The organism is Paenibacillus sp. FW101-FHT12H11 (assembly GCF_058790355.1).
This window is the reverse complement of sequence record NZ_JBYTCO010000012.1, coordinates 136,215-154,779: the sequence shown is the minus strand read 5'-3', so window position 1 is coordinate 154,779 and position 18,565 is coordinate 136,215. Positions and strand designations below refer to the sequence as shown.

The following is an 18,565-nucleotide window of genomic DNA, read 5'->3' as shown; positions in this document are numbered from 1 at the left end:
AGGAGGCGTCCGTGCCATGCAAAAGGGCTGCCCCTCGAGTAGATGATCTACTTGAGGGGCAGCCCTTCTTGGTGCTTATATATCTATGGGAATTTATTGATACTCTTTCGCCTTTTTCACAAGCTCGTCATAAGCAGCTTCCGGGGTAACTTTGCCGAACATGACTTTCTCGCCGATCGTTTTGAAATCCTTCGCTGTGTAGTTGCTCCAGCCTTTAGCCCCGGCATTGAAAGGTTGAGCGTCAGGAGCTACATTCTTAATAAGCTCAATTTGCATTTTATCCGCAGGGGTGAGTTTCGGTGTTAAATACTCGAGCATTTTCTTGGAAACCGGCACGCCCCTTGTTGTGGTTAGGATATCTGCTGCTTCGCTGTCATTCACGAACCAGTCGATGAACTTCTTGGATTCTTCGGCATACTTGGAATCCGCGCTCACGGACCAGAACATGGAAGGCTTCAGCCAACCGCTGGATTGCACGCCTTTTGGTTGATTCACAAGGGAATAAACGTTAGGTTTTACAGCCTCATAGCCAGGCAGCAGAGCTGCGAAAGTACGCTTCATAAATACGTTGTCATTGTTCATGAGATCAAGCTTTGCATCAGACTCTTTATCCGTGGTCGCGATTTCTGCCGGAGGAATGACACCAGCTGTGCGAAGCTCGGCATATTTTTTAACAAAAGTTAGATAGGTGTCTTTGTCGATGTTGAATTTGCCGTCTTCCGTAATCGGATAGCCTTTGCCTTGGCTTAGTTGATAAGCGGTGTAGACCGTATAGTCAGATGTTGCGTCCATTAAAACATATTTATCTTTTTCCAGTTTGGCTTTGGCATCTTTACCGAATTGGAAATATTCGTCCCAGGTCCAGTTATTTTTAGGTGGCGTGATTCCGAGTTTATCAACCGCATTTTTGTTGTAAATCATACCGGTTGCGTTATTGCCTAACGGGATCGCGTAAAGTTTATCTTTGTACTTGCCTGAGTCTACGAGCGACTTGTCGATATCTTCGGTGTGAATGCCTTTCGATAAGTCAGCAAGCTGGTTTCTGCCCGCATATTCGGAAAGCCAAGCCGGGTCCATTTGAATGATATCAGGCGCATTTTTGGCGGCTGCTTGGGTAGCGAGCTTATCGGCATAACCGTCAAATCCCGAAAATTCCGGTTCGAAGGTTACATTCGGATGTTTTTTCGTATAAGCATCCAGTGCTTTTAGCGTAGCATCGTGTCTTGCTTGTGAGCCCCACCATACAATACGCAGTTTCAAAGGTTGCGTGCTTGCAGCGTTCGGCGCTGTCGTTGCAGCTGTGCTGCCTCCTGCTGTACTTGCTTTATTCCCAGAACCGCATGCGCTTAAAGACAGCGCTATCAAAGCAGTCATGCTCAGCATGCCCCATTGTCTCATCTGCATTTTCATTGATAATCCCCTCTCGCTGGCTAGTCGTCCCTACAATCTCATTATAGGATTAACGGAAAAAATGAAGAATGATAGTAATGAACACACTTCTTTCACTTTTGATCACAAAATAACAAAGCACAAAACATAATTTTGGTTTGGTGAACGATGGTTATCCGCTTTTGCCTACTTCGCTTGGACTCATACCTGTATACTTTTTGAAAATAGAGCTGAAATAAGGGACGTTCTTGTACCCGACCTTCTCAGAAATTTCATAAATGAGATGTTTGCCTTCGGCCAGTAGGGCCTGCGCTTTCTTCATTCGAACCTGAATCAGGTAGTTGGTGAACGTTTCGCCGGTTGATTTTTTGAAAATCTGGTTCAGATAGTTCCGGGATAAGTACAGCTTTTTCGACATATCTTCCAAGGATACCTCTTCGGCATAGTGGTCATGCGCATATTGAATCATGAAATCGACAGCTTCTTTATGCTTCGAATTCTCATTCCAATGCCGGCTAGTGGCGATGATATGAATTTTGGCGCGCAGCCACTCTTGCAAGTGGGTTGTCGTTTGAATTTGCATGATTTCAGACGGCAGATGCATGTCAGGAAACAGCTCATCCAGCACAATGCCAACGCTGTACAGGGAATAGGCGAAGATCGTCCATAACTCCGTGCATAGATACTGTAAGTAAGCAGGCGTTATCGTTGGCGTTTGCTGCAATTGATGAATATAGGCATCTACAATTTGCGAAGCAGTCTCTTCCTTCAAATACACAATAGCTTCCGCAAGCTCCTGATAAAACTTGATTGGCCGAATCGCCAAATCTGATGGCAGGGAGGTTGGTTTGCCTGGCTGCGGAGTCATCGTTTGCTGGAGCAGATCCAGGAAAGCTTCCTCGGTGGAATCGGATATTTCCTGCCAAGCTGTTTTCATATGACCTATTCCGATCCGGATGTTCAGTTTAAGATACATAAGCACACAGTCAGTAATCCGATTGCCGATTGCGTGAATACGGCTCAGGGCTGCGTCAGCAGGCTCCGAAGGCTCAATATGAAACATGATCGCAGCATGATGGCTGTGAAGTTCGATGAAGTCGGATTCAGGCCAATCTTCCGATAAAATTTCCTGAATGATATTAGCCAGCGCAAAACGGAATAGATTCCAATCGATTAGCGACAGGTTTGCCGTGCGTATTGTGCTCATCAGCTCAATGCCCATGACAAGGTGGTGGCGATGAATCCAGTGCTGCTGCTCAGCGGGAGGGAGATTTAGGCTGGAAACCCATTTGTGGGACGTCCCGGTCATGACCGATTTCAACCATTCCTGCTGTCCGAATGGTTCGTAGAGCATCAGCTTTTTTCTAATGTCTTCTTGTTCCATCTTGATAAGCTCTTTGGCTTCCAGTTCTTTAATGACTTTCTCCAGCACAGTCCGAAGCTCATCTACGGTAACGGGTTTGGATAAATAGTCACTGACGTGAAGACGCAATGCTTGCCGGGCATATTGGAAATCGGTATACCCGCTCAGGATAATAATCTCTCCTGGAAAGTTCGCTTCCCGGAGTTTTTCAATCATTTCAAGCCCGTTCATCACAGGCATATAAATGTCCGTAATGACGATGTCCGGCTGGGTTTGGCTGATCATCTCCAGCCCCTCGGCGCCATCGCTGGCCTCGCCTGCGAATTCGGCGTCAATAGCTTCCCAAGGAATCGCCTTTTTCATGCCTTCGAGCACTTGAAAGTCATCGTCAATGATGAGTATTTTCCACATAATACCGCTCCTCCACCTGTTCTTTGTATTGGATTTGTGGCAGCAGAACCGTGACAAGCGTGCCATTGCCTTTGGAACTGGTCATTTGGACGCCGTAGGGAGGCCCGAAATAGGCTTCAATCCGCTCCTTCACGTTGCGCACACCATAACCGCCCGTCTTTCTTACCTTCGGTTGATTCCAATCGGGACGCAGCCCTACACCGTCATCCTCAATCTGAAATTGAATGTCTTGATTGATTAACTCTATGTTCACGTGGATCTCGCCTTTTTTTCTGCCGTGAAAACCATGAATAATGGCATTCTCAATAAAAGGTTGCAGCGTTAACCTCGGAATATAGAGCTCTCGGGCGGACTCGTCGACGTTAATGGTGAATGACAATCGGTCGCCCCAGCGGATTTGTTGAATTTGCAAATAACATTCGACATGTGTGATCTCATCAGCGATCGGAATGAGCGTCTCCCCGTTAGATAGGCCGATACGGAACATTTTGCCCATCAAGGAGAGGATTTTACTAATTTTATCTTGGCCTGAATCAATGGCCAGCCAGTTTAGTTGATCCAACGTATTGTATAAAAAATGAGGGTTAATCATCGCTTGCAGCGCTTGAATTTCCGCTTCACGCTGGCGTTTATGCTGAGCTTTCAAGGAATCCAGCAGCTCCTCAATGCGTTCCATCTGCTTGCGATAACCGTTAAACAGGTTTCCGAACTCATTGGTATAGTCTTGAGGCAAGTCTGCAGCAAAACCACGGTCCGGCAGCTTGCTCATGAAGGCGAGCAGTAACCGGATGGGCTTGGTAAATTGTCTGGAAATAAAAAACGTGACAAAAAATCCAATAATAATAGCGGAAAGTCCTACCGTTAAAAGAATCAGTGCCAGACGGATACTGCCGTTAATGATGTTCTTCCAAGGCGTGACCTCAACCAACATCCAGTTGGAAGGCGATTTGCTCCATACCAGTAAGGAATCGCTTTGCTGTTTGGCTGACAGATGCGTGCTTCCGGACTTTTCAGTCATGACTTTCAATTTATCCAGTTCATCAACTTGCAGGCTTTGATCCCCAATCGAGGTCATTTTCCTGCCGCTAGCATCGAATAACAACCGGCTCCGGCCTTCCGTTTCCCCGCGAATCAGGTCCTGAATTTCCGAAGATTTCACGTTCAGCATCAGCATGCCATAGTAAATACCGGAGTTGTTGTAAAGTTTCCTGGCATAGCCGATTACATTGAGCGGACCTTTGTTAGTCTGAATCGTCCGTTCTTTAATCCAAGCGGAATCGTTATTTTGAATGTCCGGAAACCAGTCTTCTTCCCGTACTTTTTGCAAATTATAGACGCGGATAGGACCCTGCGAATCCGGCATAAAAGGCCGCTCCGTATACAAATAAATCGACTGAACCATAGTTGTGCTGTAGGTGATGCTCGCCAGCAGATTCTCCAAATCCTGCTTCCGGCGATTGCGCTCAAATAAGTCGCTTTCGAGCGGATCGTATCCGATAATATCAATGTTTCTGGAGGCCGCTAGCGACATTTGCTCTATCGAGTTTAACTGAATAACCAGGCGTTTATTTAATTCATTTAATAGATCTTGCTGATAATTAGCGGTATTGCTGGCCAGCTCGCGCGACGTGAGGCTGTAGCTTATCCATGAGGTGACGAGCAGCAGCACGGCAATGAAGGCGGCGAAGCTGCCGAAGAACAGCCGGCCGATGCGGACACGCTTGAACATAGTAAACAAGGCTGATCCCCCTCATAAGATGCTATGAAACTGGAAAAAGGTTGCCAATTTCGCAACCTTTTTCATATTTTATTTCATTTTAGCCTTTCACAGCACCGGAGGCAATGCCATCAACAAAATGGCGCTGCGCCATAAAAAAGATGATGAGTGAAGGGATGATGGAAAGAAGTGACATCGCCAGCAATTGTCCCCAAGGCAGTGCTGATTGGCTGTCCACGAACAGCTTCAAAGCAAGACCGACGGTGTATTTGCTAACCGAGTTAATATAAAGCAGGTGTCCGAAGAAGTCGTCCCAGTTCCAAAGGAAACAATAAATGGCGACCGTGACGAGCGCTGGCTTTGTAAGAGGAAGCACAATTCGCCAGTAGATGCCGAACCAGTTGCAGCCGTCCATTTTGGCCGACTCGTCTAATTCACGCGGAATGCCGCGGATAAACTGCACCAGCAGGAAGATGAAGAAGGGGCCTCCAATACCTCCGGCCAAAGCATGCGGCACATAGAAGGGTAGGTACGTATTCACCCATCCCCAAGTATTAAACATGATGTACTGAGGCACCAAAGTCACTTGGCTTGGCAGCATCAGCGTAACCATCAGGATGGCAAACCAGAAGTTTTTTAGCGGAAAATCCAACCGCGCGAAGCCGAACGCGACCAAACTGCAGGAAATGACAGATGTAATAAGCACTCCGGCAATTAACTCAAATGTATTGAGATAGAAATGGGTGAACGTAAATTTAGGAATGGCGATCCAGCCTTCGCTGAAGTTACTCCACAACCACTCGTTGGGCAGAAGAGAAGGAGAGCTCATTTCTGCATTGGACTTAAAGGCAGCTCCGAACCACCACAGCATGGGATAGATCATGAGTAGGCTGAATATAGCCAATAAGGAATGAGTTCTAAACGATTTAGCAGATATAAGTGAGTTTCTCATTTACCTTTCGCTCCTTCTGTTTCGTAAAATACCCAGTAGCGGGACGAGGCGAAAATGATTGCCGTCACAACAGCGATTACCACGAGAAGTATCCAGGCCAGCGCCGAAGCGTAACCCATCTCATATCGGGAAAAGGCGCGATCATAGAGGTACAAAGCGTACATATAAGTCGAGTTAATCGGGCCGCCCTTTGTAATAATGAAGGCTTGCGTGAACATCTGGAAAGAACCGATGGTTTGCAGCACAAGGTTAAACAGCAGAACAGGAGACAGCATAGGCAGGGTGATACTGACAAATTGTCTTATTTTCGAAGCGCCGTCAACGGATGAAGCCTCATATAATTCGGTGGGGATTTGTTTAAGGCCGGCAAGGAAAATCACCATGGAGGAACCGAACTGCCAAGCGACAAGGATAATCAAGGTTCCTAAGGCCGTCTTGGGGTTGCTGATCCAGCTGGTGCCGCTTATGCCGAGCATGCCTAGAAATTTATTAATAAAGCCGTCTATGCCGAAAATATTCTGCCAAAGAATCGCTACCGCAATGCTGCTTCCAATAAGAGAAGGCAAATAAATGAATGTCCGATAGACCGAAATTCCTTTAATTTTCTTGTTGAGCATCATCGCCACCATCAACGCGCTAAACAGCTTAATTGGCACAGATAATACGACAAACAAAATCGTTATTTTCAAAGACTGTCGGAAAATCTCATCATCTGCAAAAATTCGCTCATAATTGCGCAAGCCAATCCATTCCGGAGCGTCAAGCAGCGTATATTTGGTAAAAGAATAATACATCGATTGGATCATCGGCCAAAGTGTAAGCAGCAGAAACCCAAGGAGCCACGGGGAAATAAACAGATACCCCGCAAACGGCGACTCCCAGCGGCCTTTCAAAGTGAAGGATGATGTTATTTTTCGGGACTGAACTCTTTGTGGAGCAATACTTGTTTCAGCTTTCATCGGGAATAACCGCCTTTCGTGTCAGAACACCTTTATGCTTAGTATAAAAGCTAACAGCTCCCTGAAACATGAGAGTAATGAACACAAATCATTCACAATCGAACACTGGTAAAAATTGCGGCGTGATTGTTGGCTTTTTCGGCCATGGCTTGTCTATATGAAGGTTTTTCTTTTCGGTCACGTCAACTAACGGTGCAATTCCAGCCTTTTGCTCAGCTTACGGTATGGATTTTTGTGTGAACCTCCCTCTTTTTGCTCTGTATTTTTGCTTTAATTTCATGCGTTTTATGTAGTTTTCTGATTATTTCACATTTTTGACTACTTTTTAATAATAGATTTAATTTTCTGTCTTTTTAAATATGGGTTATTAGAATGGGTTTATGCAAAATATTGTTTTTAAAATTTCTATATTATTTGATTATTCAGAAAAATGTAGAAACCCTGTAAGGCCTGACTGCCGGCTTACACACAGTAACATGAAAATGTTATATCTTGCCTCTATTTATGCATTTAGTTCTCTGAATGGATTTCAATCAAAAGCAGAATAATAGGAACGTTTGTTTTTAGGTCATATCAAAACAATAGTCATTTAAGTTTTAATATTTTGAATTTTTAAATATTTAATTTTTATTGAAGGGCGGCATCAATCTCGGGGAGTGTTATAGTTAGCACAGTCTAGTGGGTTCTCTGAGGGGCAACTAACAGGATAAATAACAGAAACGCAAAAAAGCCTCCAAGCCCACCTTCCGTGGGTATTGGGGCTTATTTGTTATTTGTAATCTTGAATGACAGTGATCGAATTTTCATTGCCGACATAAATCCGGTTGCTCCGCTTATTCAAGGCCATGCTCCCTGCTGACTGCCCCGTTCGCAGCTTGACCAGCAGCCGATTCGTTAGTCCGCTGTACACGAACAAATTTCGGGTGTCTGTATCTCCGACATAATAACGGTTCGTCAACGGGTTGACGAGGAGCGAAGAGAACGTGGGAATGGATAAGGTTGCTGTAATCGTATGGGTTAGCCCGCTAACAATGAACAATTTACCTTTCCCCTCTTGCTGAGCGCTTGTCAGATAGACGCGATTCGTTAGGTCGTTTACAGCAAGCTCGCTTTGGAGTTTTCCGAGTTGAATGGGCTTGCTTTTACCAAGCGTTGTTCCTGATATCACAGAGGCAAATCGACTTAGGTTATTAGCTACATAAATCCGGTTTGTCTCAGGGAGGATACCCGGCGTAATGATTGGATTTTTGCCTACTTTAATCGTTTTAATTACGCTCAACGTAATGCCATCGATAACATGAACGGAGTCCTTCATTACATTAGTGACATAGATCCGATTGGTTCGTTCATCGATAGCGATAAGGGCAGGTGATCCGCCGACTCTTATGGTTTTCAGGACACGGTTGGTGACGCCGTCGATGACGCTTATCGTTCCACTCGTATTGGCGACATAAATGCGGTTGCTTATGCGATGAACAGCAATGCCAAAAGGGCGCTCGCCGACAGGTACGTTGGTGATGGCCTTATTTGTTTTCCCATTAATAACAGTGACGTTAGCAGCTCGGAAGTTTGTTGAATATATTCGGTTGGTACGCGTGTTCACAGCCAGAAATGTAGCTCCATCCCCCGTCTGCACACTGCCGATCACTTTATTCGTGTTACCGTCCAGCACGCCTACTAGATTTTCGTCAAAGACATAATAGACGAGGTTTGTAGATGAATTAACGCGAATATCGCCGACTTGGCCAACCACGGGCACAATTTTGATAACTTGCGGGTCTTGGGTTTGTTTAATCTTTACTTGGACCTTAGTTTGTATAAGGGGCTTTGAGAAGTGGACCATTGTAGTCCCTCCTTCCCTGTATTTAATGAATGCAATAGTATATGGTCGAAGAACGAAATCGGAAACTTGTTTACTCTAGCCTCAGAAGAGTTTTAGAGAACTATAGGTTCTCTAAGGGTTGTTCGAGTGTGTGGCGAAGCCCCTTGAAACGGTTATGCAACTCCTGATCTCTATGCGCGGTAACAGCATTTATAAAAAGCTCTTGGAGTCGCGTGGCTTTGAGCCATCTCGTTTTTCATATCCTTTCGGAACTGGCCGGGAGGAACGCCAACCACCTTTTTAAAAATCCGCGAAAAGTTCTGCGCATTGCTTACTGCAATCGCGACGCGATATCGTCAATCGTGATGTCCGTCTGCTGCAGCCAACGCAGGATCTCAGACTAAGCAAAGAGCGACCGGAAAATTTTCCGGTCGCTCTCTTTGAAAACTGCGCGTATACAAGACTTTTGCTATACCGCCTATTCTTTAATATGAAACCGATGTGCCATCTCCTTGAGGGTCGTCGCCATGTGATTCAGAGAGCTGGAGGATTGCGCGATCTCATCCATCGTGGCAATTTGTTCTTCTGTGGCAGCAGTAATCGCCTCAGAACTTCTGGCCGAATGCCCGGCAATGCGATCCAGTTCCTGCAACGTGGCGGTAATCTCTTGGGAGCTTGCCGACATTTGCTCAGAAGCTGCCGAAGCCTCCTGAATTTGACCTACGACGCCTTGGGCCGTTTCTACAATTTTGGCAAATGCTGTTCCTGTTTGCTCGATAGCGAGCATGCCTTGCTGGAATTCGTCGATGCCTTGGACGGTCGAACTGGAAGCCGAGGCGATGTCCGCCTGCACTTGGAAGACAAGCTCATTGATCTGCTCGGACGAATGTTTCGACATTTCCGCCAGCTTTTTCACCTCGGACGCAACAACGGCAAACCCACGGCCCTGTTCCCCGGCCCGTGCGGCCTCAATGGACGCATTCAGCGAAAGCAAGCTCGTTTGCGAGGCGATATCCGACATCACGGTGACGATGCCGCTAATTTCCTGGGAGCGCACATTCAACGTCTCCATCACCTTGGAGATATTGTTGACCGCTTGCTGCACGGACTGCATTTTGACAATCGACTGCTCGATCAGCCCGAAGCCATATTCCGCTTCCGTCTTCGATTGAATCGACGTTTCATAAGCTTGCGAGGAGGTATCGGCAATGCGCAGAATGCCCTGCGTCATTTCTTCCATCGCCCTGGAACTTTGCTCCGTGCTCATCGCTTGCGTTTCGATGCCGGCCGCAATCTGCTGCGTGGACTCCGCTATATTCTTTGAAGCTTGCGTCGTTTCCTCAATAGAGGACTGCAGCGTTTGGGAGGCACTGGAAACTTGATCCGAGCTATGTATCACTTGCTTCACCAGCGATTTTAAATTCGTACTCATCGTCGTAAAATCACTGGCCAGCTTGCCGATCTCATCCCTGTTCTTAATGCGCAAGGCATCCGAAGTCAGATCGCCTGTCGCCATCTTCCGAGCCTCGGCGGCAATCTTTTTAATCGGTTTGGAAATATGGTTTGAAAATAAAATAACTCCCGCCGCTCCGAGCACAAGGCAGATCACCAGCACCGTGATCGTGGAGTGCAACATGCGAGCCTGCCCTTCATTGTAGTCCTGGTAGTAAGATCCCGCTGCAACAATCCAATTCCACTCCGGAACCTTGAGCGCATAGGCGATTTTCAGCCCTTCCTTGCTGCTACCCGGCAACGGCCAATTGTAAAACGTAAACCCGCCGCCGTTTTGCCCCTGTTTAATCATGTCCTGTATGTAATAAATGCCGTCCGACGACTGTTTATCCCAGATGTTCTGGCCTTCCAGACTCGGATGCGCTTGCAGCTCTCCCTTGTCATTAAGCACAAAATAGTAGCCGTTCACACCCAAATTAATATTGCGATTAATCGGTCTTGTCCCATCTGCCTGCTTGCTGCCTAGCATGATAAGTTTAGCGTCTTCCTCCGCTTGCTGCTTGGTTAATTGACCGTTCTTCACCAGATTATTCAGTTGAATGATATTTTGAACCATCAGTTTGACGCTGTTCTCGAGGTTTTTCTCAATAAGCCTGTCGGTTTCATCTTTGGCGTTAAAGTACCCGGTTATTGATAGGGAGAGTGTAGGGATCAATAACAACAATAGACAAAAGGCCATAAGCTTCTTCCGAATTGTCCAGCCCCATTTCAAGGGAGTACCGTTAACTTTTTGCATCTTCTTCGCCTCCTGAGCAGCTCGCAAGCACACAAATATTCACCTAGGTATAAATATCTAAATATTTAGGTATTTATACCTGTATTATACTTGATATTCTCTTGGATTGAGCAGGCATGTGTTACGAAAACGGTACTTTTCGAATTATTCTTTTATCTATTACTATGCATACTTTTTTCATTAAAAGTACTTCGACGTATATGATTACCAACTACTTTATACTTCTATAAAAGGATATATTATAATATTTTCAAATAGTAGGATCAGCCTATTTCATATGAATAATATTTAAAGTAGAATACATAGCCATAAACCAACATATGGAAAAATTGAAATATAAGTAATTAATTAATGTCATAATCAACGTAGATTCGCTCGAAGCGCATAACTCATGTTAGGGGATTGGCTAAAGGAGTGGAGTATCTAAGATGCCTAAAAAAAGCTCAAGTATACTAGTTGGTGTAAGCGTTTGCGTTTGTATTGGGGGCGGGATTTGGGGTCTGAGCTCGCATAATTACAGGGAAAGCACAAGTAACCCGATAGAGGTTGTACCCTCCCAGGCGGCAACAACCGCGGCAACACCTGTTGAGACTATACCACCCGCCCTTGCAAAAAAAAGCTTCAACGATCTTCTTCAGCAGTATGGCTCTATACCGCTTTCGGATGCGCATAACCATGATGCGAGCGATTCGAAGTATATAAGCATGCAAAATGTATGGAAGCGGGATGCGATGGATCGCGTTATTCTTTTCGGGGATGTTTCGGAATTCAGCGCGATTCGAACCGATGCCTATGCCTGGGATGCCTATGTAGAAAGGCCGGATTTCTTTGTGCCTTATTTCTCAGGCTTTAATTTGCATGATCCTTCTAGTTTGAAGGTCGTGAGGGATAATTTGGAACAGGGTTATTTTGGACTAGGCGAAATTGCTGCCGCTTCGTATTACTCCCCTGTTGTATCGAAAGTGGAATGGAAGGCTATGGACCCTATGGACGGCTTTCTACCGCAAATTTATGAGTTGTGCGCGGAGTATCAAGCGCCGATTCTACTCCATATCGATCCACCGAATGGTTTTGTAATAGACAAATTAGAGGATGCCTTGGCTGCACATCCCAAAACAACCTTCATTTTCGGACATGCGAATGCCTATAATTCGCCAGAGAATATCAAACGTTTATTAGAGAAGTACGATAACATCTATATGGATTTTTTTGCAGGGTTTACCGTGCTTAATCTGGAGAGCTCGAACCGGATCGAGGATTTTCTGCCTGTTATGAAGCAGTTTCCTGACAAGTTTATGCTCAGCACGGACTCCGGCTTCGGACTTGCAAGCGAGGATGCTGCCATCGAGGCGATGTATCGTGTCATGGATGCTATCGGAGATCCTGCACTGATCAAGAAAGTGGCTTATGATAATTTAGATGAGATCCTACGGAATGAACCGGCTACCAAAACGCAGAAGGAAGCTATTTTGAAGAAAGACGCAGGGCGCGATGTTACAAAACTTACGAAGCTGGAGGCAGGGAAGCTGCTTTGGGGTAAATAGTGGATAAAAAGCCAGCCCTCACCGAAATACGGTGGAAGGCTGGCTTTTTGCTCGTTAGCGCAGATTAGCGCGCTTCAGCAGGCGCTGGATCGAGCGGTTGGCCTCAGGCAGGACAATGTCCTTATCGATCGTCCGCATGATGCGGTTTTCCATGACGATCCGACCGTTAATGATCGTCGTCTCCACATCCGCGCGTGTCGCAGAGTACACGATGCGCGAGATCGGATCCACGTCGAAGGACGGATACGTGTGAAAATTGATGAGATCGAGGATCGCCAAGTCGGCTTTCTTGCCGACTTCGAGGCTTCCAATCTCTTGCTCCATGCCGACCGCGCGGGCACCGCCGATGGTCGCCATGCGGAAGACCGTCTGCGCGTTCATCGCCGTCGGTCCGTGCACGGGCTTCTGGATGAGCGCAGCCAACCGCATCTCGTTGAACATGTCGAGATTGTTGTTGCATGGTGCGCCATCAGCGCCAAGCGAGACCGAGATGTCGAGCTTCAGCATGTCGGGCGTCTCGGCAATGCCTGAAGCAAGCTTCAGGTTCGAGCCCGGGCAGTGGCTCACGTGGACGCCCCGCTCATGGATGATGCGCTTCTCCTCATCATCCAGCCAAATACAGTGCGCCAGAATGAGGCGCTCATTCGCCAAGCCCAGATGGTCGAGATATACGACATTGCGCATGCCGGTCTCGGCCTGCACAATCTCAATCTCGCCCAAATTCTCGGATGCGTGCGTATGCACTTTCACTTGGTACTGCTCGGATAAGCTGCGTACTTCACGCAGCAGCTCTTCCGTGCAAGAGATGACGAATCGCGGCGAGAACGCGTACTGGATGCGGCCGCCGTCGTGGCCATTCCACTTTTCCAACAAATCGACGCTTTGCTGGAGCGATTCGGATGTTTTTTCTTGCAAAGAGAATGGCACCTCATCGCCCTTGTCCATCATCACTTTGCCGGACAAAGCGCGGATCCCGCTCGATGCGATGGCTTGGAAGGCGAAGTCGGTATGATGCACCGTCTCCATATCTACGATGGTCGTTGTACCGCTTTGAATCAACTCGCCGATGCCGAGCAAGGCGGAATAATAAATGGATTCCTCGTCGTGGGAAGCTTCCAGCGGCCAAATCCGCTGTTTCAGCCAATCCATCAGCTCCAGATCGTCCCCTTTGCCTCGAAACAACGTTTGGCATAAATGAATATGAGTCTGCACGAAGCCTGGAATGACCGTTCGGTTTTTGGCATCAATCACCTTATCCACCTGTGCGGCGTCCACATCTAAGTCAGGTCCAATGGCCTTAATCCGGTCGTCTTCAATGAGAATATCCCCAACGAAAATATCCCCGTCGCGGTTCATGGTTACTATTTCTGCCTGCTTAATAAGAATTGTCGCCATGGGCATAAACCTCCTACTACTTCTGTTTATTGTATGACGTGAGGAACATAAAAAAACTAGCTACGAAAAATATGCAAATGCGCACATTCTTCGTAGCTAGAAATTTACGGTTTCTAAGTAGAGACCCTTAATCCGATTATTAAGGTTATACGAAAGAGATTATTCAGTTCGTGTTGTTCCTGCTTTTCTCTAGCGTAAACGGACATCGGCTTTTTGTCAACGAAATGTTATGATTTCTAACATGAACCCTACATCCCCTCCCTCTTTTTACTCGGGATGATTTTGTGTTCCGCTGCCCACGGCATAAGGGGTCGTTACGCCTTCATACATGAGGTGCATCGACATGCCTGCGGCGGCATGCACAAGATTGTGGCAGTGATCCATCCATAATCCCGGATTATTGGCTACAAAGGCGACCTCATACGTCTCTCCCGGCAACACGTTCAGCGTATCGGACCACCAAGGGCTGCCGGTTGAGGGCTTTCCATTGCGCGAAAGGACAAGCACGTGATGTCCGTGCAGATGCATCGGGTGGTCGACATTTCCTCGGTTAATGAAGGTTGTTTTAACGAGATCCCCTTCCTTCACCATAAACATAGGCGCATTGGGAAATACTTCTCCATTCAAAGTGTAGAGAAAATCAAAGTTACGGTTAAAAATGCCGAGCTTATTGTCCAGAATTAACGTAAATTCTCTATCGAAGCGGCTGCTTGCATCAAAAGCGGTTGCCGCGGGGCTGCCATAGGTAAGAGGATCGAATGCTACGGTAGGCGGAATCTCAGGAACATCCCCACTGCCATCGGAAGACATAAGGAGGCCTCCGCTCCGATTCCCTCCTACATTTAAGTAGACCGGGCGCTCAGGCATGATGAACGTGATATCATACCGTCCACCTGTAGGCACAACTACGTGGGTATTCGTTAACACATCGGGCTTATTCAGCTCTGTTCCATCAATAGCCGCCACCTCAAAGTGGGTGCCAACGAGTGTATAGTTTTGATTCACCCAATCGTCCGTGTTAATCAACCGCATTCGGACAGGCGTTCCTGGAGCGATCGCCATGCGTTCGAGTTGATCCGAGGCGCCAACGGCAATCGAAGCCCCTTTCCAACGATGTGTCATCACGGTAATGTCTTTTATAGGTTGAAAAGGTTCCGTTTTCGGCTCCACGATTAACGCCCCGAAAAGTCCCATGCTGACGGCTTCGCGTGAGTCCTGATGAGAGTGATACCAGAACGTGCCGACCTGTTCGGCGCGAAAGCGGTACGTATACGTTTCACCCGGCATGACCGCATTTTGCGTGGCCCCGGCAACGCCATCTTCTGCATTCGGAACATCCAGTCCATGCCAATGTGCGGTAACACCTTGCTCAATATCCTGGTTAATGAGCGTAACCTCAATTAACTCACCCTCTTTCATGCGAAGCTCGGGTCCCGGAATTTGCCCGTTGTACGTCCAGGCATCGATGGTTTTGCCGGAACTGAGCGTGGCGGTCTTTTTCTGAGCGGTTAATGTAAAATGACGATCCGGTATCCCCTCGCGCGGGCCCGTCAGGTCGGTGACAGAGATCATTTTGCCTGAATTGCTGGTCATTGCGGCCATTCCGCTTTGGTGATTATGCAGGCTCATATCGGCTGGCATCAGACCGCCGTAATCATGCGTCCCGCTTGCCATATCGATTTCGGGCGGCAGCTCGCTTTTGTCCACGGCATAGTTAAAAAGATAATAACCTGACGCTCCCAGCACGGCGAGTATACTGAGCATAGCCAAGCCTCGTTTCCAAAAGGCCGGGGCCGTATAAGCTTCCATCTTGCTTACCTCCCTATAACGGAACTGATGCCTCCACCAAAGTACTGCCGTTGCCAACACGAAGACAGCCAGCGGTATGGAAATATCAAGCCATTTGAACGGCACAGGCGGAACTAGCGCGAAATATAAGGAAGTTAATGCGGCGAGCGCCGTCATTTGAAAAGGAATGATGAGGCCTGGAGCGGCAGCTCTCAAGTGCGCTGTTGAATCAACAGTCGCTTCCTGCTCCGTGTCACCTTGCGGCTGTTTGGTGATCGAGCGCAGCTTGAGCAGTTTAGGAACGGCTATGAACCAGATGGTTAGAAGCGGCACAAGGATCAGCGGTGCTTGGATGAACACGTGATCGATCCAAAAGGTAGTGAGCATAGTCTGCTGTATCCAAGCGATAGCCCCTAGAATAGCGGCGGCCGGAATGATGGGGAACCAGGCCCAGAACAACAGCTTGCGCGTTTTGCGATGCATGCGTTCAATGGTGCGGCTATAGAGCAGTCGAGAAGCTTTCACGCTTCCGATCCAGGTGCATATCACGAATAGCAGCGAAGCTGCCAGAATAGTTCCAATACTTATGTTGTACAAAATGAAGCCCCTCCTAAGTGTTTACGATAGCTCCAGTATAGAGTCGCTGCTTGAAGCGGCAAACGGTCCGGGGACCAAGTATCTACCTAGACTAAAGTTGGGGGCGCTCATCTTCTTTATTCATCAGCAGGGTCGGGTAAGCGATTTCATTAGCATGTAAGAATTGGAAATAGTTTGCGTTTTCAAATGTGATATGTTATGATGAATCCAATCGACAAAAAGAACCTGAATTCACATATTGTAAAGGGTTTTCATTTTTGTTAGTGAACCTTTTGCAATGTGTGAATTTTTTCTCTTTGAAGAATAAAAAACATGTTAATAATTTTTGGAGGTATTTCTCATGGCTACTGGTACAGTAAAATGGTTTAACGCAGAAAAAGGTTTCGGTTTCATCGAAGTTGAAGGCGGCAACGATGTATTCGTTCACTTCTCCGCTATCCAAGGCGAAGGTTTCAAAACTTTGGATGAAGGTCAACAAGTTGAGTTCAGCGTTGTTCAAGGCAACCGCGGACCACAAGCAGAAAACGTTGTAAAACTGTAATATAATTTAAAAGACTGCCTTTACTTTGTAATGGCAGTCTTTTTTCAATTTAGCTATTGAAGTTTACTTACGTAAAACGCTGAGGAGGTCCATCATGTATTCCAGAAAAAAGTCCTTTGAAGAGATGCCTCTAGAAAATGTGACAATATGGTCTTGTGAACAAGAAGGTTGTAAAGGCTGGATGCGAGATAATTTTACATTTGATCACGTTCCGACTTGCCACTTGTGTCAGTCCACTATGGTTCGAAGCGTCAAGTTACTTCCTTTAGTTAATAACACGAGCATTGATCAGAAAGCGCTCAAAAAAGGCGTTCAAATTTAATATAACAAAAACCCGGAGACCCTGCTGTCTTCGGGTTTTTTATGTTATTATGGACACGTATTGGAAGAAATTAGCCCATCGCAAGCGAGGGAGGAATAGATGCTGTGAAATCAAAAAAACGCCGGCAATGGCCGCTGCTGGTAGGCGCTTGTGTGCTTGCGGCATGTGTCGTCATCGTGATCGGCAAATCGCCGTTTGGTCCGGTCTCATCTTGGAAGGCTGCCGGGAAGGATGTTCCGGCTGCAGCAACACCGGTGCCCACGCCTCCGCCTAGAGAGGCATTGGAATTCCGCATGGTCGATCTGGACCATGGCTGGGTGAAATACGCCGATGGAATCGCGGCGACAGAGGATGGCGGCGGCATGTGGCAACCGGCCGCTGGCGAAGCGGCTGCTGCGGAAACAGCAGTCGATGGTAATCTAGCCGAGCTGCTCAGCTTGGAAGCTGGAGACGGTTCTAGTCCAGCCCCGTCGGCGGCGACGTTAGGCGGGACTGCGTTCCCGGTGAAGCAAACGCAGTTCCTGACACCGCGTATTGGTTGGGCGCTGCCCGCCAGCAGCAAGGATGCGAAGAATCCGCTGCTGATCACCGTTGACGGCGGGCAATCTTGGGTGGATGGCATGACCGCGGAGGTCAAGGAAGCCATCCTCAAGGAGAAGGGCCATTTGCAGCAGATGGCCAAGGAAAGGGATCTTTACGCTACGAAGGAAGCAGCGAAAGGAATCATGAGCGCCAGATGGAAGCTCGTGCCTGAGAGCGCGGCGCCCGGAGATGCGGTGCTTGTTCGTCACGATGAGCCAGGGACGATTACCTGGCTGAACAAAACGTACACGCTTGAGCCCTACGGAGCGGGGTATTTCACGTATTTACCGATTTCGATGAGTGCGAAGCCCGGCAAATACCCGATTGGCGATCAGACACTCACCATCGTGGCGAAGAAGTTTGAGACGCAGTATCTCAAGGTTACGTCGGAGATGGAGAGCATGAAGCAGGATACGGCGCGTATCAACGCCGATCAGAAGAAAATTGATCTGGCGCGAAGCAAGTCCGAGCCGGAATTTCTGTTCAGCGGGCCGTTCGTGAAGCCCATCGAGGGGATTTTGACGACGCCATATGGGTACACCCGTTACGTGAACGGGAAGTATGATAGCGCTCATATGGCGGTTGATCTGGCCGCGAAGGAAGGCACGCCGATCAAAGCGACCAATGACGGGATCGTGGCGCTGGCCGAGAGCCTGTATTTGACCGGCAATTCCATTTATCTCGATCATGGGATGGGGCTTTTCTCACAGTACGCGCATCTCTCCGAGCTGCGGGTCAAAACAGGGGACCGGGTGAAGCAGGGCGACATTATCGGGCTCGTCGGCACGACCGGTTTCTCGACAGGGCCGCATTTGCACTTTACATTTTGGGCGCATAATGTACAGGTGAATCCGGATTTATTTTGGAATACGACGCCGTTTCGTTGGGTTCAGCCGGCACAGGCTACTAAGCCGAAGGGGTGAATAGGAGAGTAA

Annotated in this window: 13 protein-coding genes and 1 riboswitch; of the genes, 4 read left to right on the top strand and 9 right to left on the bottom strand. The window is 47.6% G+C overall.

Going from position 1 to position 18,565, the window contains the following annotated elements:
* Positions 1-93: 93 nt before the first annotated feature.
* The 7 genes from AC3WTJ_RS32245 to AC3WTJ_RS32215 form a co-directional block, all read right to left on the bottom strand.
* Positions 94-1,410, bottom strand: coding sequence for an ABC transporter substrate-binding protein (locus AC3WTJ_RS32245; RefSeq protein ID WP_492525197.1), 1,317 nt, complete (start codon positions 1,408-1,410; stop codon positions 94-96).
* A 151-nt stretch (positions 1,411-1,561) separates the two neighbouring features.
* A complete protein-coding gene (locus AC3WTJ_RS32240; RefSeq protein WP_492525195.1) occupies positions 1,562-3,163 on the bottom strand; it encodes a response regulator in 1,602 nt (533 codons plus the stop codon).
* The gene (locus AC3WTJ_RS32235; RefSeq protein ID WP_492525430.1) at positions 3,141-4,892 is read right to left on the bottom strand and encodes a cache domain-containing sensor histidine kinase; all 1,752 of its coding nucleotides are present in this window, start codon (positions 4,890-4,892) and stop codon (positions 3,141-3,143) included. The genes AC3WTJ_RS32240 and AC3WTJ_RS32235 overlap by 23 nt, the downstream gene beginning before the upstream one ends.
* Before the next feature lie 88 nt (positions 4,893-4,980).
* Positions 4,981-5,832 (bottom strand): carbohydrate ABC transporter permease, encoded by an 852-nt coding sequence (locus tag AC3WTJ_RS32230; protein WP_492525193.1) that lies wholly within the window; start codon positions 5,830-5,832, stop codon positions 4,981-4,983.
* Positions 5,829-6,791 carry a carbohydrate ABC transporter permease gene (locus AC3WTJ_RS32225; RefSeq protein WP_492525191.1) on the bottom strand — a complete coding sequence of 321 codons (963 nt, stop codon included), beginning with the start codon at positions 6,789-6,791 and terminating at the stop codon, positions 5,829-5,831. Before AC3WTJ_RS32225 ends, AC3WTJ_RS32230 begins: the two co-directional genes overlap by 4 nt.
* A gap of 769 nt (positions 6,792-7,560) precedes the next feature.
* Positions 7,561-8,634, bottom strand: coding sequence for a YncE family protein (locus tag AC3WTJ_RS32220; RefSeq protein WP_492525189.1), 1,074 nt, complete (start codon positions 8,632-8,634; stop codon positions 7,561-7,563).
* Positions 8,635-9,091: 457 nt separating this feature from the next.
* On the bottom strand, positions 9,092-10,861 hold the full coding sequence (locus AC3WTJ_RS32215) for a methyl-accepting chemotaxis protein (RefSeq protein ID WP_492525187.1): 1,770 nt from the start codon (positions 10,859-10,861) through the stop codon (positions 9,092-9,094).
* Between the two features lie 428 nt (positions 10,862-11,289).
* Between AC3WTJ_RS32215 and AC3WTJ_RS32210 the strand changes: the two genes are divergently transcribed.
* Positions 11,290-12,405 (top strand): amidohydrolase family protein, encoded by a 1,116-nt coding sequence (locus AC3WTJ_RS32210; RefSeq protein WP_492525185.1) that lies wholly within the window; start codon positions 11,290-11,292, stop codon positions 12,403-12,405.
* 54 nt (positions 12,406-12,459) lie between these two features.
* On the opposite strand, the gene AC3WTJ_RS32205 is transcribed toward AC3WTJ_RS32210, so the two are convergent.
* Together AC3WTJ_RS32205 and AC3WTJ_RS32200 are read right to left on the bottom strand one after the other, a co-directional pair.
* The gene (locus AC3WTJ_RS32205) at positions 12,460-13,800 is read right to left on the bottom strand and encodes a 5'-deoxyadenosine deaminase (RefSeq protein ID WP_492525183.1); all 1,341 of its coding nucleotides are present in this window, start codon (positions 13,798-13,800) and stop codon (positions 12,460-12,462) included.
* A 73-nt stretch (positions 13,801-13,873) separates the two neighbouring features.
* Positions 13,874-13,973, bottom strand: a riboswitch (purine riboswitch).
* 94 nt (positions 13,974-14,067) lie between these two features.
* On the bottom strand, positions 14,068-16,185 hold the full coding sequence (locus AC3WTJ_RS32200) for a multicopper oxidase family protein (protein ID WP_492525181.1): 2,118 nt from the start codon (positions 16,183-16,185) through the stop codon (positions 14,068-14,070).
* 340 nt (positions 16,186-16,525) lie between these two features.
* Here AC3WTJ_RS32200 and AC3WTJ_RS32195 point away from each other — a divergent pair, with 340 nt between their 5' ends.
* The 3 genes from AC3WTJ_RS32195 (at position 16,526) to AC3WTJ_RS32185 (ending at position 18,553) form a co-directional block, all read left to right on the top strand.
* A complete protein-coding gene (locus tag AC3WTJ_RS32195) occupies positions 16,526-16,726 on the top strand; it encodes a cold-shock protein (RefSeq protein WP_127453854.1) in 201 nt (66 codons plus the stop codon).
* 94 nt (positions 16,727-16,820) lie between these two features.
* Entirely contained in the window at positions 16,821-17,048 is a 228-nt protein-coding gene (locus AC3WTJ_RS32190) for a cold-shock protein (RefSeq protein WP_157318371.1), read from the top strand.
* 104 nt (positions 17,049-17,152) lie between these two features.
* Complete coding sequence (locus tag AC3WTJ_RS32185) at positions 17,153-18,553, top strand: M23 family metallopeptidase (protein ID WP_492525178.1); 1,401 nt, start codon at positions 17,153-17,155, stop codon at positions 18,551-18,553.
* Positions 18,554-18,565: the final 12 nt, after the last annotated feature.

What these genes read in the sequence shown, in the direction of transcription:
- AC3WTJ_RS32245 (WP_492525197.1), bottom strand. Translation starts at nt 1,410, where the DNA reads ATGAAAATGCAGATGAGACAATGGGGCATGCTGAGCATGACTGCTTTG.
- AC3WTJ_RS32240 (WP_492525195.1), bottom strand. Translation starts at nt 3,163, where the DNA reads ATGTGGAAAATACTCATCATTGACGATGACTTTCAAGTGCTCGAAGGC.
- AC3WTJ_RS32235 (WP_492525430.1), bottom strand. Translation starts at nt 4,892, where the DNA reads ATGTTCAAGCGTGTCCGCATCGGCCGGCTGTTCTTCGGCAGCTTCGCC.
- AC3WTJ_RS32230 (WP_492525193.1), bottom strand. Translation starts at nt 5,832, where the DNA reads ATGAGAAACTCACTTATATCTGCTAAATCGTTTAGAACTCATTCCTTA.
- AC3WTJ_RS32225 (WP_492525191.1), bottom strand. Translation starts at nt 6,791, where the DNA reads ATGAAAGCTGAAACAAGTATTGCTCCACAAAGAGTTCAGTCCCGAAAA.
- AC3WTJ_RS32220 (WP_492525189.1), bottom strand. Translation starts at nt 8,634, where the DNA reads ATGGTCCACTTCTCAAAGCCCCTTATACAAACTAAGGTCCAAGTAAAG.
- AC3WTJ_RS32215 (WP_492525187.1), bottom strand. Translation starts at nt 10,861, where the DNA reads ATGCAAAAAGTTAACGGTACTCCCTTGAAATGGGGCTGGACAATTCGG.
- AC3WTJ_RS32210 (WP_492525185.1), top strand. Translation starts at nt 11,290, where the DNA reads ATGCCTAAAAAAAGCTCAAGTATACTAGTTGGTGTAAGCGTTTGCGTT.
- AC3WTJ_RS32205 (WP_492525183.1), bottom strand. Translation starts at nt 13,800, where the DNA reads ATGGCGACAATTCTTATTAAGCAGGCAGAAATAGTAACCATGAACCGC.
- AC3WTJ_RS32195 (WP_127453854.1), top strand. Translation starts at nt 16,526, where the DNA reads ATGGCTACTGGTACAGTAAAATGGTTTAACGCAGAAAAAGGTTTCGGT.
- AC3WTJ_RS32190 (WP_157318371.1), top strand. Translation starts at nt 16,821, where the DNA reads ATGTATTCCAGAAAAAAGTCCTTTGAAGAGATGCCTCTAGAAAATGTG.